At 36.3% G+C, this 21,768-nt stretch carries 13 protein-coding genes; 10 read left to right on the top strand and 3 right to left on the bottom strand.

All coding sequences use genetic code 11. The features are described from left to right. The first annotated feature begins 17 nt into the window (after nt 1-17). The 3 genes from PGS38_RS03980 to PGS38_RS03990 are packed head-to-tail and all read left to right on the top strand — an operon-like array spanning nt 18 to nt 11,378. Nucleotides 18-7,793 carry an N-6 DNA methylase gene (locus tag PGS38_RS03980; protein WP_270402353.1) on the top strand — a complete coding sequence of 2,592 codons (7,776 nt, stop codon included), beginning with the start codon at nt 18-20 and terminating at the stop codon, nt 7,791-7,793. Between the two features lie 54 nt (nt 7,794-7,847). Then, on the top strand, nt 7,848-10,511 hold the full coding sequence (locus PGS38_RS03985; RefSeq protein ID WP_270402352.1) for an LPD16 domain-containing protein: 2,664 nt from the start codon (nt 7,848-7,850) through the stop codon (nt 10,509-10,511). Between the two features lie 30 nt (nt 10,512-10,541). Then, complete coding sequence (locus tag PGS38_RS03990; RefSeq protein ID WP_270402351.1) at nt 10,542-11,378, top strand: YodL domain-containing protein; 837 nt, start codon at nt 10,542-10,544, stop codon at nt 11,376-11,378. A 48-nt stretch (nt 11,379-11,426) separates the two neighbouring features. On the opposite strand, the gene PGS38_RS03995 is transcribed toward PGS38_RS03990, so the two are convergent. The 3 genes from PGS38_RS03995 to PGS38_RS04005 all read right to left on the bottom strand — a co-directional run bounded on the left by PGS38_RS03995 (nt 11,427) and on the right by PGS38_RS04005 (nt 14,512). Next, complete coding sequence (locus tag PGS38_RS03995) at nt 11,427-12,371, bottom strand: hypothetical protein (RefSeq protein ID WP_270402350.1); 945 nt, start codon at nt 12,369-12,371, stop codon at nt 11,427-11,429. Nucleotides 12,372-12,462: 91 nt separating this feature from the next. Next, a complete protein-coding gene (locus tag PGS38_RS04000) occupies nt 12,463-14,103 on the bottom strand; it encodes a relaxase/mobilization nuclease domain-containing protein (RefSeq protein WP_270402349.1) in 1,641 nt (546 codons plus the stop codon). Then, nucleotides 14,090-14,512 (bottom strand): plasmid mobilization protein, encoded by a 423-nt coding sequence (locus tag PGS38_RS04005; RefSeq protein WP_270402348.1) that lies wholly within the window; start codon nt 14,510-14,512, stop codon nt 14,090-14,092. Before PGS38_RS04005 ends, PGS38_RS04000 begins: the two co-directional genes overlap by 14 nt. Nucleotides 14,513-14,650: 138 nt before the next feature. Between PGS38_RS04005 and PGS38_RS04010 the strand changes: the two genes are divergently transcribed. The 7 genes from PGS38_RS04010 (at nt 14,651) to PGS38_RS04040 (ending at nt 21,547) form a co-directional block, all read left to right on the top strand. Further along, the gene (locus PGS38_RS04010) at nt 14,651-14,893 is read left to right on the top strand and encodes a hypothetical protein (RefSeq protein WP_270402347.1); all 243 of its coding nucleotides are present in this window, start codon (nt 14,651-14,653) and stop codon (nt 14,891-14,893) included. A 510-nt stretch (nt 14,894-15,403) separates the two neighbouring features. Continuing rightward, entirely contained in the window at nt 15,404-15,532 is a 129-nt protein-coding gene (locus tag PGS38_RS04015) for a hypothetical protein (protein ID WP_270402346.1), read from the top strand. Between the two features lie 73 nt (nt 15,533-15,605). Beyond that, entirely contained in the window at nt 15,606-16,988 is a 1,383-nt protein-coding gene (locus PGS38_RS04020; RefSeq protein WP_270402345.1) for a radical SAM/SPASM domain-containing protein, read from the top strand. A 16-nt stretch (nt 16,989-17,004) separates the two neighbouring features. Further along, nucleotides 17,005-18,207 carry a zinc metalloprotease gene (locus tag PGS38_RS04025; protein ID WP_270475953.1) on the top strand — a complete coding sequence of 401 codons (1,203 nt, stop codon included), beginning with the start codon at nt 17,005-17,007 and terminating at the stop codon, nt 18,205-18,207. After that, nucleotides 18,161-18,901 (top strand): ABC transporter ATP-binding protein, encoded by a 741-nt coding sequence (locus PGS38_RS04030; protein WP_270475954.1) that lies wholly within the window; start codon nt 18,161-18,163, stop codon nt 18,899-18,901. The genes PGS38_RS04025 and PGS38_RS04030 overlap by 47 nt, the downstream gene beginning before the upstream one ends. Then, nucleotides 18,891-21,203, top strand: coding sequence for an ABC transporter permease family protein (locus PGS38_RS04035; RefSeq protein ID WP_270402342.1), 2,313 nt, complete (start codon nt 18,891-18,893; stop codon nt 21,201-21,203). The genes PGS38_RS04030 and PGS38_RS04035 overlap by 11 nt, the downstream gene beginning before the upstream one ends. 29 nt (nt 21,204-21,232) lie before the next feature. Beyond that, nucleotides 21,233-21,547, top strand: coding sequence for a hypothetical protein (locus PGS38_RS04040; RefSeq protein WP_270402341.1), 315 nt, complete (start codon nt 21,233-21,235; stop codon nt 21,545-21,547). Nucleotides 21,548-21,768 lie beyond the last annotated feature (221 nt).

Below are 21,768 nucleotides of genomic sequence, written 5' to 3' on the forward strand. Positions count from 1 at the left end.
ATGAGGAGGGATTGCTCATGGGAAAACTCTATGAGATTTTGGGACTTGCCCAATATGAAGCTGAAAAAATCAGCAGTTCTCCAAGAGATTGGCTGCATTATCTGGATACTGCATCACAACTGTACCGTTACTCTTTTTCTGATACACTTTTAATTCATGCACAGCGTCCGGGGGCAACTGCCTGTGCAGAACTGGAAGTTTGGAACCACAAAATGAAACGGTGGGTAAACCGGGGAGCAAAAGGGATTGCTTTAATTGATGACAGATACCCGAAAAAAAGACTGCGATATGTATTTGATGTTTCCGATACACACAAAGTGCAGGGGGGAAAAACACCGTATTTATGGCAGTTGAAGGAACATCAAAAAGAGTCGCTTTTGAATCATTTGTCTGAGGTATATGGTCTGGCAGGAGAAGATACCGTTGCCCTTACGTCGGCACTTTGGAAAATTGCAAGAGATATGACAGAGGAAAATCTGGAAGAAGCAATGGAAGGTCTGGAATATGAAGTAGAAGGCACTTTTTTAGAAGATTTGGACGAACAGACCATACAGACGGAGTTTCGGGAGTTGCTGCAAAACAGTATCTTTTATTCTTTGTCACGTCGCTGCGGTCTTGATCCTATGGACGTTTTGGAAGAAGGGGATTTTACTGCAATTACAGATTTTCGTTCGATGTCAGTCCTTCCGTTTTTAGGAAATGCAACCAATCAGATTGTAGAACCGATTCTTCGGGATATTGGGCGGACAGTATGGAGAATGGACTGGGAAGAACAAAAGGAAAAATCTCAAAAAAGGGTTGAAAATTCTTCTCAGACACATTATAATGAATTTAACACGTTAATGCAAGAAAGCGAAGAAAATGGAGGAAATGAGAATGGAACTGACATACTACCGCAAAGGGGATTACCTGTTTCCGAACCTGACAATAGAAAACGAACCAGTGAACATCGGGAAGTACGGAATGCTTCGGAAAACATTCCTGAAGGAAAACCGGAAGAACTGGTATCAGAGCATGTTGCTGACAGGAAAATTGGAGAAACATCTGATGGAAATCGAGAAAGCAGCACAGGAGAGAATGGAAGTTCTGATGAAGGGGCTTCTTATTCAATATCCGGCTCCGGACAAGGAGGCAGATCAGATGAAGTGGGTGGCACACCTGAACAATCTCCAGCAGATGGCAGAGGAGAGCGTTTTGACGGAATTGGTATACAATTAAGCGAGGAACAAACAGAACAGGATTTCGATGGAGCAGAGGAAGAAATTGCCTCTGCTCTTTCTTTGCCCCAATTACCTCCCGTAGAAAAACAGATTCGTGAAATTGAAGAAAGGCAGGCTGCTCTTTATGCAAAAGAAGTGACAATTTCGGCAGAAGTTGTAGATGAAGTATTGCGCTATGGAGGAAACCGGAAAGGAAGTCATTTACGGATTATCTATAATTTTATGATCGAGCAGCCAGAAGAAGCGTATACAGAATTTGTCCAAAAAGAATATGGAAAAGGTGGTATCGGTTTACAGATTTCAGGAAGGGAGTATGCAGTCTGGTATGATGAATTAGGTATGCAGATTGCAGTGGGGCATACGGTACGTGATCATGTATTAGATAAAGTATTCTTATCTTGGGAGGAAGTCAGTGGAAGAATACACCAGTTGCTCAGACAGGGGGAGTATGCGCCGCAGGTTGTTTTAGATGCTGCAAGAGAAAATGCGCTGAAAGAACATGCAGACGTCTTAATTTATATGGAACAGGATATGGCAGAGGGCGTTGCAGAACTGGTATTTGAAGATACAGAAGTATTCCGCAATACTTTTCCAACGGTTACGGAAAAGGTTTGTGCGTTACTGGAGCAACCGGGGTATTTGGCAGATTTGAATGAGCGATTGGAAGCACTGGCAGAGTATTACCAAGAGGATAAAGAGATTATGCGCTTTCATTTTTATCGCCCGGATAAAGTCTTAGAACAGTTTCAGAAATTTGCGAAAGAAGCAGTTCCTTATCAGGCAAGAGAAGGGTTTGCTTGGGAGGAACATTCTATTTTTATCACACAAGATGAAATTGATGCGTTTTTAGTCGGCGGTGGTTCCTATCGTGATGGAAGACTCAGTACCTATTCTTTTTTTATTCAAGATAAAAGCGAAAGAGAAAAAGCAGATTTTGTAAAGGAAAGCTATGGAATTGGTGGAAGAAGCCATGCACTTTCCGGAGCGGATCATTCTCATGCAGATTATGATGGGAAGGGATTAAAGCTGGAAAGAGGCTCTTACAGTCACCCGGAGGCTACGGTATTTTTGAAATGGACACAGGTGGCAAGGCGTATTGAGTTTTTGATTGATCAGGATTTTTATTTAAAGGCGGAAGATTATACAAGAATGCCCTCTTATGAGAGAGAACAGATGGCGAACCGTATTGTTTCCTTTTATTATCGGTTGCCAGAGGAGATTGAACGTCCATTTTCAGACAGTTTTTTAGGGGAAGAAGAAAGACAGGAGTTACCACTTCTGTTAGAGCAGGAAGAAACAGCGGAAGAACTGGTTAAAAAAATGGATGAAGCTATTGCAGCCTTGCCGTTAGAATTTGAGAACTATGAAAAGCGTGTGGAAACCCTTGCAATTCTTCATCAGTATATAGAAGGGACGTATACGCTGTTTCCAGAGCGGCAAAAAGAACTATCCGTTGCGTATGGAGAGCAACAATTATCCCTGTTTGATTTTATGCAGGCAGAGCCACTTGATACAGAAAAATCGAAAGAACCAATCCTATCGCAGTCTAATACGGAGGTTGGAGATACGATAGATGTGATAGGTGCAGATGGAGAAATCATAACGGCTGTTCCACAAAAACGAAATCAGACAGAGGAAGATGTTGCCCCACAGCAGAAAAAAAGTGCAGAACAACAGAATAACTTTCAGATTACAGACGATGCGTTGGGAGTTGGAAGCCCAAAAGAAAAGTTTCGTGGAAACATAGAAGCAATTTCTTTATTAAAAAAGTTGGAAGCAGAAAACCGTTTGGCAACATCGGAAGAACAGGAAATTTTATCCAGATATGTTGGCTGGGGTGGTCTTTCAGCGGCATTTGATGACAGAAAAGAAGAGTGGAGTCAGGAATATCAGGAATTGAAAAGTTTACTGAGTGAAGGTGAATATAAAGAGGCACGTTCTTCTACGTTGAATGCTTTTTATACACCGCCTACGGTGATCAAAGCCATGTATCAGATTTTAGAAAATATGGGCTTATCTACGGGAAATGTACTGGAACCTTCCTGCGGTGTGGGAAACTTTATGGGGCTTGTGCCGGAGAGTATGCAGAACATTCAGATGTATGGCGTAGAATTAGATCCGATTTCGGGAAAGATTGCAGGTCAGCTTTATCAAAAGAACCGCATTGAGGTAAAGGGATTTGAAAAAACAGAATATCCGGAAAGTTTTTTTGATTGTGTGATTGGAAATGTGCCATTTGGAAATTATCAGGTATCAGACCGAAAATATGATAAGTATTCTCTGATGATTCATGACTATTTTATTGTAAAGTCCTTGGATTTGATACGTCCCGGCGGTGTAGTAGCAGTGATTACTTCAAGCAGGACAATGGATAAAGAGAGTGAAAAAGTGCGATTACAGTTTGCGGAGAAAGCAGACTTATTAGGCGCAATCCGTTTGCCGGAAAATGCGTTTCGCAAAAATGCCGGAACAGATGTCGTATCCGATATTTTATTTTTCCAAAAACGGGATCGGGCGGTGCTGCAGAAGCCTTCTTGGGTGGAAGTGGGAGAAACCGAAGAGGGATATAAAATCAATTCTTATTTTGTAGAACATCCGGAAATGGTGTTGGGGGACTTTGCTTTCGAGAGTAATCAGTATGGAAGAATGGAAGTTACGGTAAAACCGAAGAAAGACATTTCTTTGGAAGAACAGTTAAAAGAGGTTATTCCTCTCATTCAAGGGCAGATTACAGTCAGGGAGTTTGACGAATTGGACTTAAATGAAACAGAAGACTCCATTTTGGCTGATCCGTCCGTGAAGAATTTCAGCTTTGCAAAGGTTGGCGGACAGGTATATTATCGGGAAAACTCCAGAATGAACCGTATGGATTTACCTGCTGTGACAACAGAACGTGTCTTAGGCATGATAGAGCTTCGGGACATTACCAAAAAATTGATTGACAGCCAGATGGAAGATGCCAGTGAGGAGGAAATCAAGAATCTTCAAAAGGAATTAAACCAAACCTATGATACTTTTACAGCGAAATATGGACTGATCAACAGCACTGCAAACCGTCGGGCATTTTCACAGGACAGTAGTTATTGTTTGCTTGCTTCTCTGGAATTTTTAGACGAAGAAGGAAAGTTAAAAAGAAAAGCGGATATTTTTCATAAGCGCACAATCCGAAAGGCAGAACCGGTAGAGCGTGTGGATACCGCAAGCGAAGCGCTTGCTTTGTCTTTGGCAGAACGTGCAAAAATAGATTTGTCCTTTATGACAGAATTGACAGGAAAGCCAGAGACAGAGATTATCGAAGAATTAACAGGGGTTATTTTTCAAAATCCATTGACAGAAAAGTGGGAAACTTCAGATGAATATTTATCAGGGAATGTCCGGGTAAAGCTGGAAGTGGCAAAACAATTTGCTGAAAATCAGGATCGCTATCAGGTGAATGTACAGGCACTTGAAAAAGTGCAGCCCAAAGAATTAGAAGCTTCAGAAATTGAAATCCGGCTTGGTGCAACGTGGGTGGACGCAGATTATATTACTGAGTTTATGGGAGAACTCTTTCAGACACCAGACTATTACCTTGGAAGTCGGATTGAAGTAAAATATGCCCCGGTAAACGGACAGTGGAATATTTCAGGAAAATCGCTGGATACGTATGGGAATACGAGGGTAACTGCTACTTATGGAACAGCTCGTGCAAATGCCTATCGTTTGCTGGAAGATGCGTTAAATCTGCGGGATACGAAGATTTATGATACGATACAGGACGCTGACGGAGAACACAGGGTATTAAATAAGAAAGAAACCATGCTGGCACAGCAAAAGCAGGATATGATTAAAGAAGCCTTTAAGGAATGGATTTTTCGTGATATAGATCGAAGGGAAGCTTTATGTAAGAAATATAACGAGATTTTTAATAGTATCCGTCCCAGAGAATATGATGGAAGTCATATTCAATTTGTAGGAATGACACCGGAAATCACGCTGATGCCACATCAGAAAAATGCAGTAGCTCATGTATTGTATGGAGGAAATACATTGCTGGCACACTGCGTAGGGGCTGGAAAAACCTTCCAGATGATCGCAGCGGGAATGGAAAGTAAGCGGCTTGGTCTTTCGCAGAAAAATCTTTATGTTGTACCGAATCATCTGACAGAACAATGGGGAAGTGATTTCCTCCGGTTATATCCGGGAGCCAATGTGCTGGTATCTACAAAGAAGGATTTTGAGCCAGCGAACCGAAAGAAATTTTGTTCTCGGATTGCCACAGGAGATTACGATGCAATTATCATTGGACACAGCCAGTTTGAGCGTATCCCACTGTCAAAAGAGCGTCAGATAGCAATGATTGAACAGCAGATAGAAGAAATTATGCTGGCAATCGAAGAAGCACAAAGTGATGACAGCCCACGTTATACCATAAAACAGATGGAAAGAACGAGAAAAGGTCTGGAGAAAAGACTGGAAAAATTAAACGATGATACTAGAAAAGATGATGTTGTGACCTTTGAGCAGTTAGGGGTAGACAGGCTGTTTGTAGACGAGAGCCATTTTTACAAAAATTTGTTCCTTTATACAAAAATGAGGAATATTGCAGGGATTGCACAGACTGACGCACAGAAAAGCTCAGATATGTTTATGAAATGCAGATATATGGACGAATTGACGGGAGGAAAGGGCGTTATATTTGCCACAGGAACTCCCGTTTCGAATAGTATGACGGAATTATATACCATTATGCGGTATTTACAATATGATACTTTGCAAAAGTTACAGTTGGGACATTTCGACTCTTGGGCGGCAACTTTTGGGGAAACGGTAACAGCGGTGGAGTTGTCACCGGAAGGAACGGGCTATCGTGCAAAAACACGGTTTGCCCGTTTTTTCAATCTTCCAGAATTGATTTCGCTTTTTAAAGAAAGTGCGGATATTCAGACTGCGGACATGTTGCATTTACCCGTGCCGGAAGCAGAATATATCAATGAAGTATTAAAGCCAAGCGAAGAACAACAGGAATTAGTGGCAGCGTTTGGGGAACGTGCGGAAATTGTAAGAAGTGGAGGTGTGGACGCTTCTGTTGATAATATGCTTAAAATCACCAACGATGGACGAAAATGTGCATTGGATCAGCGTCTTATCAATGACATGCTTCCGGATTATGAAGATAGCAAGATTAACCGTTGTGTGGAAAATACCTTTTCCATTTGGGAGGAAACAAAGGAGCAGCTTTCTACACAGCTTATTTTCTGTGATTTATCAACACCGAAAAATGACGGTTCTTTTAATGTATATGATGATATTCGGGAAAAACTGGTAACAAAAGGGATACCCAAAGAGGAAATTGTGTTTATTCATGAAGCGGGAACCGAAACAAAAAAGGCAGAACTTTTTGCAAAAGTGCGTTCCGGTCAGGTCAGGGTTTTACTGGGTTCTACCCCAAAATTAGGGGCAGGGACGAACATTCAAGATCGCCTGATTGCCTTGCATCATTTAGATTGCCCCTGGAAGCCTGCAGATTTGGAACAACAGGAGGGAAGAATTTTGCGGCAGGGCAATCAAAATAAAAAAGTCAAGATTTTCCGGTATGTGACAGAAAATACATTTGATGCGTATATGTGGCAGATTTTGGAGAATAAACAGAAATTTATTTCCCAGATTATGACAAGCAAATCCCCTGTCCGTGCCTGTGAAGATGTCGATGACACAGCATTGTCGTATGCGGAAATTAAGGCGTTGGCAACAGGAAATCCTTATATCAAGGAAAAAATGGATTTGGATATACAGGTAAGTAAATTGAAATTATTAAAAGCAAACCATACCAGCCAGAAATATAAACTGGAAATGGATATTGCAAAGAATTATCCGATGCAGATTGCTGCACAGAAAGAGCGCCTTGCGGGGCTTCGATCTGACGCAGAAGCTGTCCGTCCTATTTTTGAGAATGAAGATTTTTCCATGATTATTTCCAACAAAACATTTACGGATAAAAAAGAAGCAGGAACCGCACTTTTGGCGGCATGTGAAGGACTAAAAGCTATTCATACAGAGGGCAAGATAGGAACTTTTCATGACTTTTCTTTATACGCAAAATTTGATGCTTTTAATCAACGGTACATCATGACCATTAAGAGAAAATGCAGTTATCTGCTTGAGATGGGAAAGGATATTCTTGGAAATTTACAACGTATCAGTAATGCGCTAGGTGGAATTGAGAAGAAAATGGAAGAAACAGAGCAAAAATTAGAAACATTGCAGAAACAGTTGGAAACAGCACAGGAGGAGGTTGTGAAGCCTTTTCCAAAAGAAAAGGAATTGCAGGAGAAGATGGAAAGGCTTGCAGAACTGAACTCCCTTTTGAATATGGACGAAAAGGAAATGCCACAAGATCAGGAGAAAGAAGTAGATCAGGTGGCAGATTTGCCTAGAAGGTCAGTCAATTATGCAGGCAGAGTGTCAGAAGGTCGAAAAGGGAAAATAGAAAAATCTTCGGTGCTTGGCAGATTGAAAACCACACAAAGAAATATGGAAAAAGGCTGGAAAAATAGGAATATGCAGAAGAAAAAGCAGGAACAACAGTTATAGAAGTGAAGTCCCGTCAGGAAGCTGGCGGGACATTTTACTATGGAGGATTTGTCTATGGCAGGAAATAGAGAGCAGCAAATGTATGAAATTACGAAGCAATTGGAAGAAGGTGTAAAAGAATTATTTACATCAGAACGGTATGCAGAATATTTAAAAACCATGTCAAAATTTTATAATTACAGCTTTAATAATACGGTTTTGATTGCACTGCAAAGACCAGAAGCAACTTTGGTAGCAGGGTATTCCGCATGGCAGAAAAATTTTCATCGTCAGGTGAAAAGAGGAGAGAAAGGAATTCAGATTATTGTTCCCTCACAGAGGAAAGAAAAGGAAGTTGTAGAAAAATTTGATCCGGAAACAAACGAGCCGATTTTGGGACCGGACGGGCAGCCAGAAACAGAAGTAGTTGAGCATGTCGTTTCTGATTTTCGGGTAGTCCGTGTATTTGATGTATCACAAACGTATGGAGAGCCTTTACCGGAACTTGCAATACAGGATTTAACAGAGCAGGTACAAAATTACCCCTTATTTTTACAGGCGGTCAGAGAACTGTCCCCTGTTCCTATTTGCTTTGATGAAACAGAAGGAGAAGCAAAGGGATATTACAATAATAAAAAGAAAGAGATTGTTGTGAAAGAAGATATGAGTGAAAGTCAGACGATAAAAACACTCATTCACGAAATCGCCCATGCAAAGCTGCATGACAGGGAAGTATTGGAACAGGCAGGAGAAGAAAAAGATCAGAGAACAAAGGAGATAGAGGCGGAAAGCATTGCTTATACGGTGTGTCAATATTTTGGACTGGATACTTCTGACTATTCTTTTCCTTATATTGCGGGGTGGAGTGAAAATCTGAAGATGTGGGAATTGAGGACTTTCATGGACGCAATACGAAAAACAGCAGGAGAGTTTATTAAGGAACTGGAAGGAAAAATGAAAGAATTGGAAACAGATAGAAATGAAAGAGATAGTATTCAAAACGAAAAAGAAATAAAAATTGGTATGGATACCAAAGAGGTGGAACTGGAACAGCATGAAGGCTTATGGCATACGGTAGAAGAAGTGGAAATTGAGAAGGAACATTTCTATCTCATGGAGCATAACGAATATGGGGCTTCAGTTGCACCGGTTCTGGTAAATGAAAATGGGAGAGTGGTCGCACAGGATTTGGAAAATGGTCTGGATCAGGAGGCTATGAAAGCAATCAGAGAGTATCTGGAAGAAAAAGAGATTGATAAAAAGCAGGATAAGGGGGAATTTTTAAGCGCAAGTCTATTTGAAGAAGCAGAAAGAGAAGCGGCTTATCAGATAGAAACAACGGGGCAGTTTTTCTTTATTCAGGAAACAGAGGAGGGGTATGATTATACCTTTTACGATCAAGAGTTTCAAGAATTAGATGGAGGGGTATACGATACCTTTGATGTTACACTTCAAGAAGCAGCAAAAACACTGCTATTAGAGGAAGGGGCAGATTTGACTGTATGTAGAAAGATAGATAGTGAAATGCTTCAGGAACAGGTTGAACGGGCAGAATATTTTCCGCAAAAGTCGTATGAGGCATTAAAACCCTTGATGGAGAGTGAAGAAAATAACATAGCTTTCCGATCCGGATATGGGTACGTGATGTTACAGAAAATTTCAGAAGGCTATGAATATATCATTTATGACCAAGCGTTTCGTGAGATTGGTGGACAGTTTTATGAGAATATAACTGCCTCTAAAGAAGAAGTTGTTTCTTGGATATTTAGAGAGGAAGGAATGGGTGAATTACCTTGCGAGCCGTTTTCCTATGAAGAACTTAAAAAATCTGTAATAGAAGGGGAGAAAAAGAGATTATATGAAGGGGAACTGGCATCAACTTCACAGATTGATATTCGGGAAGAAGAACTGTTGCATGGGGAGAGCCGTCAGAACATTGAAGAATCGGTGCTTTGTTACGCACAGGCGGAACTGGAAGAGGCTGGATATGAAGAAATTACTTTATTGGCAGCAAGAGTATATGGAAGCCGCACAAGAGAAACTTTATATAGGGAAGACTCTGATCTTGACGTGGTGCTTTCTTATACCGGGGACATCAGGGAAGATGTCTTTTTTAATCTGCTTCAGGAAAATGGAATACGGATTGCTGGATTAAAGATTGATATAAATCCGATTTCGTTGGAAAAAACAGGGACATTACAGGAATACATGAAGCGAGCAGAACAGTATCTTGACGAAAGAGAAGTAGAAAAGCAGGGAAGGACACCACAGGAAACGGTACAAGAACCCAAAATTTCTTTTTATGCTGCAGAATGTATGGAATTTCCTTCTATGGGAGAATATTATGAAAATCTGACATTGGAAGAAGCTGTAGAAAAATATAAAACGATTCCAGAGGATCGCATTCATGGGATAAAAGGAATTGGATTTTGTCTGGAAGATGGCAGCATTTATGACGGGGAATACGAATTGATGTCTGGAGGGAAAATCTCCAAAGACTTGATTGATTTAGTTCCCCATTATAAAGAAAGTCCGTTGGTACAAAAGGCAATGCGAGATTTAGAGAGAATATTGGCAGAAAAACAACGGGAAAATACAGCGGAGCAGGCAAAACCAGAGGGAACAATGGGAAGAAAAGTTTCTGTGCTAAAAGCCTTAAAAGAGCGGAAGGAACTGTTAAAGAAACAGGAGAAAAAAGAAGAAACGTCCCACACCCGTAAGAAAGAAGCGGAATTGTAATGAAAAAATGGAAATACAGGAGAAGCGGTTATGGCAGGTAATCAATTTGCAGTGTATCAGCTTAGAGAAATTCCGGAAAACAGAAAAAAGCGTTTTCGTTCTTATGCAGAATTACAAAAAGAACATATTCAGATACGCTATACAGATTATAAGCAAGTATATAGAAGTTGGATGCGGTATGATGAAACACCGGATAATATCCGAAACCGTTTGGCAAAGCAGTTACCGAAAAATTTTTCCGGACATGCTCTAAGTATCGGGGACGTACTGATTTTAGATAAAAATGGGGAAGCGGCAGCCTATTATTTGGAAAAAGAGGGATTTACTGTTTTAGCAGGTTTTATTCGGAATGGTTCGTCCAGTACATTGATTTCTCTTGCCACTACCAATTTTCATATTGAAGGGAAAGAAGGAAGCTGGCTTGCCTTCGATAATCTGGTGGTGGAAGGAAAAGAATTTTTCCTGATGGAGCATACGACATACGGAAAAAATGCCGCTTGGGTGGTGGTAGATGGAAGTGGAAAGTTAATAGTGGATCAGGTTACGACGGGATTTGACGAAACAGTCAAAGAACAGATTGTTTCCTATCTGCACCCACAAGAAATACGGGAAAAAAGTGGAAAACCTGTTTTGGAAAACTGGCAGAAAGCCTATGAAAATGGAGAATATTTAAGAAGTGCAGAGATCACAGAAGAACAAAATTATAATATGATTGATGGAAGAATGAATAATCTGCCAGTAAAGCCCCGTAAGATAGGAACACGAATTTCTGTGTTAGACCGTTTGCATTTAAAACAGGCGGCTTTAAATATGAAGAATTTGCCACAGCCGGTTATGGAGAATGAGATGGAGAGGAAAAGGAAATAAAAAGAAAGGGAAATCGGAATTTGTGTATTCGGATTTCCCTCGTTCCCTTTATAGTTCTTTTAACATAGCGAAATATTTTGGGCGTTCTGCTTCTGGGATTTTCAGAGCTACCATAGCCTCTTCGGTAGTCAAGTTTAGTGTTTCCATTAGATTGCGGATACTGTCTAAAGTATTTCGCTCGGTAGTACTTTCAACAATTCCCTGACTTAAATTACACATCAGCGACACCTCTCTTTCTAAATTCTGCGTCATTTCAATATCAAAATCATCATGGAGAATTCTTTCTTTTTCCTTCGGTGTTGTTTCTGAAGAAAGTAGGACATTTAATAATTTTAAAACTCCGTGATAATTCTCACTGTCCGGTTTGCCGAGGCAAATTATAACAGCAGACATCAAATCATAATTTTCCACTTTTTCGGTGACATGTCCCACAAGCGATTTTTCTGCAATGTAATATTGAGTAATAGTATTTTCTCTGGATTTTGGTGGGTTCATACAAATCCAGATGGAGTAGACTTTGCGAATCTTATCGTACTGTGCAGATGAAAATACAGTACCATATTGAGCAGAAATCATACGGCTGCAATAGTATATGCTGCGTTTAAGCAACGGATAACCGGGATAAAAATTGTTTTGTGCTTCTACATTGATAATTAAACGGATTAACTCACCGGACTTTGGTGCAGTTGCTGCGAAACGAATATCGTAGGTAATCGTTCCCTCCGTAATGGTTTTATCTTCTGTGCGTTCTCCCTTGATTAAAGAGGGATTGGTCTGATCAGGCAGAACCGGAACTTCTGCGACTTGCGGTTCACCTTCAATATATTTTTCAATGATTTCTGAAATGCTACATTCCCGATATTCTTCCAAACAATTTTTCATAATCCAAGCAAGAATGATTTTTTCAGAAAGCAGCCGTTTACAAGCAGAGTCATAATCTGAGTTGCTTCCTGCGGTACGAATTGTTTGCGATAGCGTTGTTTCCAGTTCCACTAAATCACCACCTTTTCTATCTTGCCTTTAGTATAAAGCAGATAACAAAAGAATACAACAAAAAAAGGAAGAAATTTCTGGAATATAAGATTTAGCGTGGTGGCAGATTCTTTTCAGAACTTTTTTCAAAATCGGACCGTCCATGAAGAATCATCTCTACATTTTTACATACAGTCTGCAATTCTTTTTCGTATTGTTTTCTTTTTTGATATTCCTGATGCTGTATATTTTTAATGGATAGCAGCTTTTCTTTTTCAGATTTCAATAGCTTTATAGAAGGCAGTTTTTCACTTGCTGTTTGTTGTTTCAAGAAATTTCGTGCAGTTTCATAAAGCGTGATTTCTGATAGATGTTCCTGTCGGAATTGTTTTTTATTTTTTGCGTGTAAAAATTCCCTGTAAACAGATTTATTTGCAAGATATTGCCCGGTGTAATGAATTTGTTCATTGATCCTTTTCAATTCCTGCTGTGTGGAACGGAGGTTTTTTCGACAGTTGGCAGTTTCCGACTGTGATGTAGTAAGTGCAGTTATCAAATCATCTTCTGTGGAATAGCCACGTTCCTGTACATAAGCAATGGTTTTTGCCATTTGCTGTAAATTAGAAAGTTTTACTTTTCTGTCATAAACCGGATTGCGCTGTGCTTTGACACGTTGCTGCAGATCTATGACAAGTCGCAGGTCTGATTTTATAAAACCGAAGGCTTCCGTTTCTTTTTCTTCCGTAAATGCAGAGGTAGTAGAGTTAGAATAAGGAGTGAAAATATCTGATCTTGTGTGAGATTGATTTTGGGATTCTTTCTTCTTTTCCCAAATTGAAAACAGATAATCTTCTGTGTAATGGGAACCTAGCGCTCTTCCGGTAATGAACTTATTTCGCTCCGGGTGCAGATAGCTGAAACGCCCTCGGCTTACTTTTAAAGTAATCTGATAGTTTTTCAAAAGTGTCGCTTGAAATTCTTCTATATTGCAGGAAGAAGCGGCAGCGTATTCAATAGCGGTTCGCAGATACTCCTTTTGTGTCTGGAAAACTGTTTGGCGTGGAGCAATTCCTTTGGACAACATTTCTTTATTCAGAGTGTCCAATTTTTTCTGTCCGGTGTGCTTTGCACGATACTCTCTGTCTGTAATTTTTTTCTCTGCCGGAGAAAGTAAATCTACCTGATGTAAGTGTTCCCTGTGGCAAATATCCATAAGTGAGCGTTTTAAATAAATGAGATAAGCCGGTGTTAGATGATGCTTGTATCCGGCATGGGTATCGCAGGGGCGTTCCATAAATGTCTGGGGTTCCACATCATATTTTCTTAAACTGTTGATTACAATATGTACATGAATGTTTCCACTTTCATTATTTCCGTCTGTATGGGTACATACAAGAGCCTGATGTCCCGGAAAATTTTTTTGAGCATACTCTAATCCGAGCTGTTGTGCTTTTTCTCCGGTCAATCCATGTTCTTCGGTATCTTTTGGATCAAAGCTCAGAATATAGTGGTGAGATTTGATGTCATCAAAATTCTGGTTTTTATGATATTGTGCATTTAACTCCTTACATTCCAAATCAAAAGAGAAGGGATCGCAGTTGATACCGTCAATGTAATATTCCTTTCTTGGAATGAGTTCTCCATTTTCATCAAGGATTGGCTTTTTCGTATGTTCATCATGTTGAAACAGAAGATAACGTTGTGCTTCTCCATAGTCCGTATTTTTAATTGCAATGTGCTTAAGAATTGCCATATTCATTACCTTTTGAATGATTGGGAACAGATACATTTTGGGAAGAAAAGCTTCCGGCAAGTTTTAAGACTTCGTATTTCATTTCATAGATTTTAGAAAGACTCTGTTGGAGAGATTTTTGTATTTCCTGTGAATGAATACCGCCGCTATTGAAGTACCGGGCAATCTGATTTAGATTGCTTCCTATTTTTCCAAACTCGGCAATCAATTTTTTTAATTCCGGAAGATCAGCCACCAGTTCATATTTTAGAATTGTTCTTTTGTTCATAATTTGTTTGCGGGCAAATTCTGCTAAAGGCAGATTTGCGGCTTTTGCCTGAGAAGATATAATTTCGTATTCCGTATCAGTAAGGCGGAGCATAATTTGATGCGTATGCCGTAATGATTTTTCTTTTTTAGGTCTTGCCATCGTATAAAATCTCCTTTTATAAAAATTCTATTTATATATAAGCCGATAGAGGGAACTATATTGGTAAATGCAAAATAACTGTGAAAATAGTTTGAAAACATGATACAATAGAAAAAATAATTGTATGGAGGTTGACTTATGCCAAGAGGAAGAAAAAAACAGAATGTGCTTACTTTGGAGGAGCAGCTTGTAATAGTAAACGAAAGAATTCAGGAAGTAGAGAGTGACTTGAAGCAGCTTCGTTCACAGAGAAAAGAAATTCAGGAGAAAATTGAGGAGCAGAAAAAAGAAACATTGTTCCGAGCAGTAGTTGCTTCGGGAAGAACCGTAGAAGATGTTCTTGCGATATTAAAATCCCAAGATCAGAAAGAAGAACAGTGATTTAGAAAAAAGATGTTTATTGCTACGAAAAGTGTAGTAGTAAACATCTTTTTTTATTACCGTGATGGAACAATCACGCTGCGCCTATCAAGATAGGAGCCAATGTATATATTTGAAAAATATGATGACGTCGAGGGTATGGGGAGCGAAATCCTCATCAAGTTTGCCGAGTAGGAAAAATCACGGAGTGAGTTTTGAGTTACTCAGGCGAAACTTGCTTTAAAAAATTCTGTATAATACGCAAAAGTTACAAGTAGATGGGGTAAAAATTACATGTGAAGAAAAAATGTGAAAAACTGAAGTATTATATAGAAAAATGATTATCTGACTTAGAAAGAGAGGAAACAAGTATGGAATCATTAAATAAAGAGAAAGATTTATGGTCAAATGTAAGCGTAGAAGTTATGGAATCAAGAGATGAATTTGGATGTTTATTCGATTTTAATTGTTTTTGGGATTGCATTTGTTTTGAGTGCTTTTGCTTTCACTAAAGTATAAGGAGGGACAATTATGAAATCTATGAATGAAAATAATCAATTATGGTCAGAAATTGACATCGAAGAATTAGAAGAAAGAGAAGAGTTTGGATGCTTTACATTGTGCTTCGATTGCTTTTGTTTTAAATGCTTTGGATTTTAAGTGTTTAGCAAGTTAAATAATTAAAGTAGAAAGTCAGATAATCATTTTATTTATGAAGGAGGAAGAGAATAATATGGGAATTCTTACAAAATATATTGTTATATACAAAATGAATGAAAATAAAAATGTTTTAATTAACACGCTTAATAGTGCTATAGATGTTATCGATAATAATACTAGAATGAAAATTGAGAATATGATGAAAGGCGAAAAGGAAATTACTTGTGAAAATGAGCCAGAATTATATCAGCAATTAAAATTGCGAGGATATATATATGAAAAAGAAAACGAGGAAACAGAGATAAAAAATAGAGTTATAACAATGGATACTATTGTTAAAGATAAACTAAAACATAAAGGTTTTACTATATGTCCTACAATGGGATGCAATTTGAGATGCACATATTGTTTTGAATCAGAAGATTTGCACAAGGATTTTTCTATAATGACTGAACAACAGGTAGAAGCCATTTGCGAATATATTTTAGAACAAAAGGTAGAACAAGAAAAAAAGAATCCTAATTTTGATAAAATAAATCCAATGCAAATAAAATTATTTGGTGGGGAACCATTATTGAAGTGTACTAAAAATGTTGTAGAGAAAATTTTAAAATTTTCTGCTCTAAACAATATTCGTGTGGCGATTATAACAAATGGGACAACTATTCCTGATTACATAGAATTGTTAGAGAAATATAAAAAAATTATAGCCATTCAAATTACAGTGGATGGACCGGAGAAAATTCACAATCAAAGACGAATAAAAGCAAATGGGATGGGAACATTTAGTGAAATATGCGAAAATATTGAGCTGATTTTAAAATTGGGAATTACCATTCAATTTAGAATAAATGTAGACAAGGAAAATATTTATTATTTGAATGAATTAGAAGAAGTGATAAGAAAAAGGGGATGGGGTGATAATCCATTTTTTATTCCATATGCGTCTCCAGTATTAGATTTTTGTGGGAATATGAGCAGTGCATTAAAAGAACATGAATTATATGAAATTTTATTAGAGAAAGGGTACTATGGAAAAAGTGACAGTTTTATTAAAAGAGTGGTTTCTCCGTGTATTGGATATGTAGAGAATTTCTTTGGGAACAATACGAAAATTAAGCCGTGGAAAACATCATATTGTGAAGCAACATCGGGAGGCGAATTATGTTTTGCGCCAGATGGATTGATTTCCACATGCTTAACATACATAGGAAAAGGCGAACTTTCAGTTGGTAAATTTGACGAAACAGGTGTATACATTGATGAAGATAAATTTGAACTTTGGTCAGGAAGGAATGTCGATAGAATTCCGAAATGCCGAGAATGTAAGTTTGCATTTTTATGTGGTGGAGGATGCCCGGTGATGGCTTTAGAAAAAAACGGAGAGATTGATTGTTGCGTATGTAGTGATATAGAAAAAACTATAGAGAAGTATATAAAACATAGATTAAAATAAGAAAGTGGATGATATTTTGGAATATGATTACTTGAAAACCAAACCTTATGATACAAGAACGTTACAAGGAGAAGAGGGAAAAAAATATATTTTGAGTTTCTCTGATAAACATCATATAAAAGTGTCAGAGGCGGCAAAAGAAATAATTGATTTATTTGATGGAAATCATACTTTATTTGATATCCAGTGTATTCTTCAAGATAAAGGAATGGAAATAAATGAGTCAGAATTAAAAAAAATAGTTCAAGATGTTTTAATTGATAATGGAATTTTGGAAGGAAGTACTTTTAAGAATAAAAAAGGAAATAGTATGCTATGGATTAAAATTCCATTGATTGATAGTTGTAGACTCAACAATATATTTTCTATATTAAAGTATGCATTTGAAAAAAAAGTATTATTTATAAACATGCTTTGCCTTGTGGTTTGTGCGGTGGCATCGATATATATGATTTTGCATATGGAAAATGAAAAGCCGCTTAATTCTATATTGATAATGGCTATAGGATATTTTTCATTAATTATACATGAATTTGGTCATGCATCGGCAGCATATAAATATAAAATTAATGTTGGGAAAATAGGTGTGGGTATGTATTTTTTATATCCTGTAATGTATATTGATATGACTAGTGCATGGCGTTTGCCTTCTAAGCAGAGAGTGATACTTGACGCTGGAGGAATGTACTTTCAAGCATTAACTATAATCCCTCTTACGATTATAGGATTTATAAGTCAAGAGAGTTTATTTTTTATATGTAGTATTTATGTATTAGCTATGAGCGTATATAATTTGCTACCGTTTTTAAAATTAGATGGTTATTGGTTGTTTTGTGATTATTTTGAATTAAACAATTTATCTCAGAATGCATTTAAAATAGTAAAAGCACAAATAGTTAATAGAAATAATAAAGTATCGAAGAGAAAAAAAATGTATTATATTTTTTCGATAGTATATGCAAGTTCTATTATATTTATGTTTATTATAGGTATTATTTATTCTATTACAACTATAAGAAATTGGGAGTATGTAGTAGAGATTGGGAGAAAAATTATTTATACAATTCATAGTGGTAATTTCCAAGCAGTATTTCGATATATCAATTCTATCTTAATTTATATACTTCCATTGATATTTATGGTTGTTATGCTTATAAAAGGGTTAGTTAGATATGTCATGGAGAAAAAAGAAACTCAAAATAAAGCAGATATTGCTTGAAATAGTAAATATAGGAAGTGGTGTATATAAAATGATTCAATTAAAAAATATAACAAAAGACTATCTAGATGGGACTCAAAAACATGTAGTTTTGCAAGATATTAATTTAAGAATAGAACGTAATGATTTGATTACTATACAAGGAAAATCAGGTGGAGGGAAATCAACATTATTACAGATAATAGGTTTACTAACTGAGCCATCGGGGGGAAGCGTGATCTATAATAATATAGAAGTGGACATGAAACAGGAAGAGAAAGTAGATTGTTTGAGGAAAAACAATGTGGGATTTGTATTTCAAACACCTAATTTAATCTCCTGTTTAAATCCTTTGGATAATATTATGTTACCTGCGACAGGAAGAGAGAAAAAAGAAATTAAAAAATACGCAGAAAGTTTATTGAAAAAAGTTGATTTATATGAAAAAAGATTTGCTAGAACGAAAACGTTATCAGGTGGAGAGGCACAGAGAATAGCTATTGTACGTGCATTGATTAATAAACCTAAGATTATATTATGCGATGAGCCTACAGGAGCATTAGACATAGAAACGGGAGAAAAGGTAATACAATTATTATATGAAATATGGAAAGAAAATAAATGTGCTATGATTATAGTTACACATGATTCAAATATAGCTCAGATTGGGAAACGTCAGTTGGTATTAGAAGGGGGAAGACTGCTTGAACGATAATTATATATTGAAAAAGTATGGGAATAAGTTGATTTATGATAATAAATGTATTAGTTTTTTTTTATTTTTGTCCATAGTTATTGCAATTAGTATATCGTTATCAATTCCTCAAATACAAATTAGTGTAGAAAAATATTGGCATCAAAATGCATATAAAATGAATGGTGCAGATTTAAAAATTGAGATGAAGTATCCAATAGAAGAGTTTGATGAAAAAATAGAAGATTTAAAAAAGGACACAAAAATAGATAAATCAAAAGTATATAATACAACGATTAAAAAAGATAACAAGGAAGTATATGGAGATTTAATTGTTGGTGATTATTTAATTAAAGAAAATGAAGCAATATTATCTAAAAATTTATCTAATGCTTTAAATGCTATAGAGGGAAGTTATATTTATTTGGGAGATAAAAAATATACAGTAGCAGAAATAGAACAAATGCCGACAGGTGTAGGAGAGCAAGCAGAAGAAATGGGATATATAAAAGTTTCAGACATTGGGAATAACTCGCAGAAACCATATTCTGAACTTCTTTTTATTAACAGTAGTAATTATAAAAATATAGAAAAAGATTTAAAAAAAATTGCGGCAAATTATTCATATAGTACAGTGTTGGATGTTGAGAAAACATTGTTAGAAAGAAATAGTACAAATATGTTGGCTTTGAATGTATTAAATACAATCAGCATAATTATGACTGTTATATCTATTTTTAGTAGTAGCATACTGCTGATATCAAAATATCGAAGAGATATTGCTGTGATGCAATTAGTGTCCATTAATGTAAAAGAAATCAGGAAAATATTTCAGCATCAATTTAAAAAAATATTATATTTGGCTATTATGATTGGAACCTTTATAAGTATAGTAATGTCTAGAATGATAATTTATAATAATGATATAATTTACCATTGTACACAACAAATGATTTTAAAATTATTATTAGGTATATTATTTTTTGCTATTGTTTATGATGTGTATATTTATATTGCTTGTACAGTTATTTGCAAGATTAAACCAATGAAAATTATTAGAGGAGAAAATCAAAAAAATATTTATAGAGGTCTAATTATAGAAGTTACTATATTTACACTAACAGTTCTACTAATGTATTCGGTTTATGTCGGAGAAAACAATATTTTTGCTGGCAGTGTGTTAGTTCTTTGTATGATTGTGTTTTTTTTGAGTGTGGTTTTTATATTATTAAAATTTATGAAAGCATTTTGCTGGATAGATAAACTATATAAATATACCATATATAATCTTGAAGAGCATATACACTCGACAATGATTATTATTTTAAGTATGTCATTTACTATTTTATTTTTTCTAATTGGTTTTACTATGAGCAGTATAGTTGCAAATAGTTATGGGAAAGAATTGAAAAGTAATATCAACTATAATTATATGCTGACAACTGATGATGAAGAAAAAATCGATAAAGTTTTAAAGCAAACTGAAAATACAGGAATGTATACTAAACTCAATATGAAAAGTGGGATTTTTTATTTGGATTCTAAACCTAAGGATAAGATTATGTTATGTGCTATTGAGAGGGACAAATATAATGTAAAATATAATATTGTTAAAGGAGAGGATATATTTGAGGGAGATCTAAATAAAATTATTGTTTCTGACGAATTTGCAAAAAAACAAAAGATAGATATAAATGATAAGATCTTGATTGGGGATGATAAAGCACAATTACTATATACGGTTAAGGGTATTTATAGATCAGGAGGAATGAATGTTAACCATATATTATTAGCCGAAAAGGAAACAAGTGTTAAAGAATACGGAACAATGTATTTAGCGAAAATAGTAAAGAGCGGAATAATCGAGAAATTAGATGGTGTACAAATAGTAGCATTAAATAATATTGCCGGTGCTTTAGAAAAAGAATTAAATAATATCTTGGGTATTTTTAAAAGCATGTGTGGTATTTGTATTATTTTATCATTACTATTTAACATAAATCTAGTATATATTGATCTTCTTGAACAAAAAAAGAACTTTACTATAATGAGAGGAATTGCAATAAGTAAAAAGCAGTTGAGAAGGCATTTGTTTATGAAGATGCTAATTATCTTAGGATTTACATTATTTTTATCAGTTGGAAATTATTGTACACTTATATATTATGCAATGCGTTTTATGTTTAATGCGAGAAATACAATAACAATAGAAATGATACTTATACCAGTGGGAATAGCGATCTTAATGATCGGATTAGTTTTTGTTATACCGCTGATTACAATTAAGAATTTTAATAATTATGATGAACTTAGAACAGAATAGCATCCGTTTTTGAAAGGAGTGAAGATGATATGCAGCTTATAATTACAATACTGGTTTTTATAGTATTAGGTGGGGCTATGAGTTTAACATATCAGTTTTACAAAATAATAGTGTTAGATGCAAAAAGCCGAGGATTAAAACATCCACATTTTTGGGGATTATTTTCTCTTAGCGGACAGGAAGGAGGAGGGGGAATTATATTTTATTTACTTGGTAGAAAAAGATATTCCTCATGTATGACAGATGAGTTGAAATTAGAGTTGACACATAGAACTAAATTTAGTGTTTTATCATTTTTAAGCGTAATATTAAGTGTGATAGGGTTGATTCTGCTATGCTTTTAGAAAAAATGTTTTTGTGTTGTGGAATAGTGATTCCAGAAATTAAGAGGGGAAATGGGACAAGAAGAATATGGTTTGAATGGAATTGAATTATAAGAATGACATATATGAATATTCTCGTCTCCGGAAACTGATATTCCAGAAGAAGGAAACTCTTTGATTGGCTTATTTACAACTTATCAGGTATTGCGGTATTGTCAAGCGCAGAGCCGCTTTGCGGTGCT

It is taken from the genome of Fusicatenibacter saccharivorans, from assembly GCF_027667425.1.
Classification (GTDB): domain Bacteria; phylum Bacillota; class Clostridia; order Lachnospirales; family Lachnospiraceae; genus Fusicatenibacter; species Fusicatenibacter saccharivorans.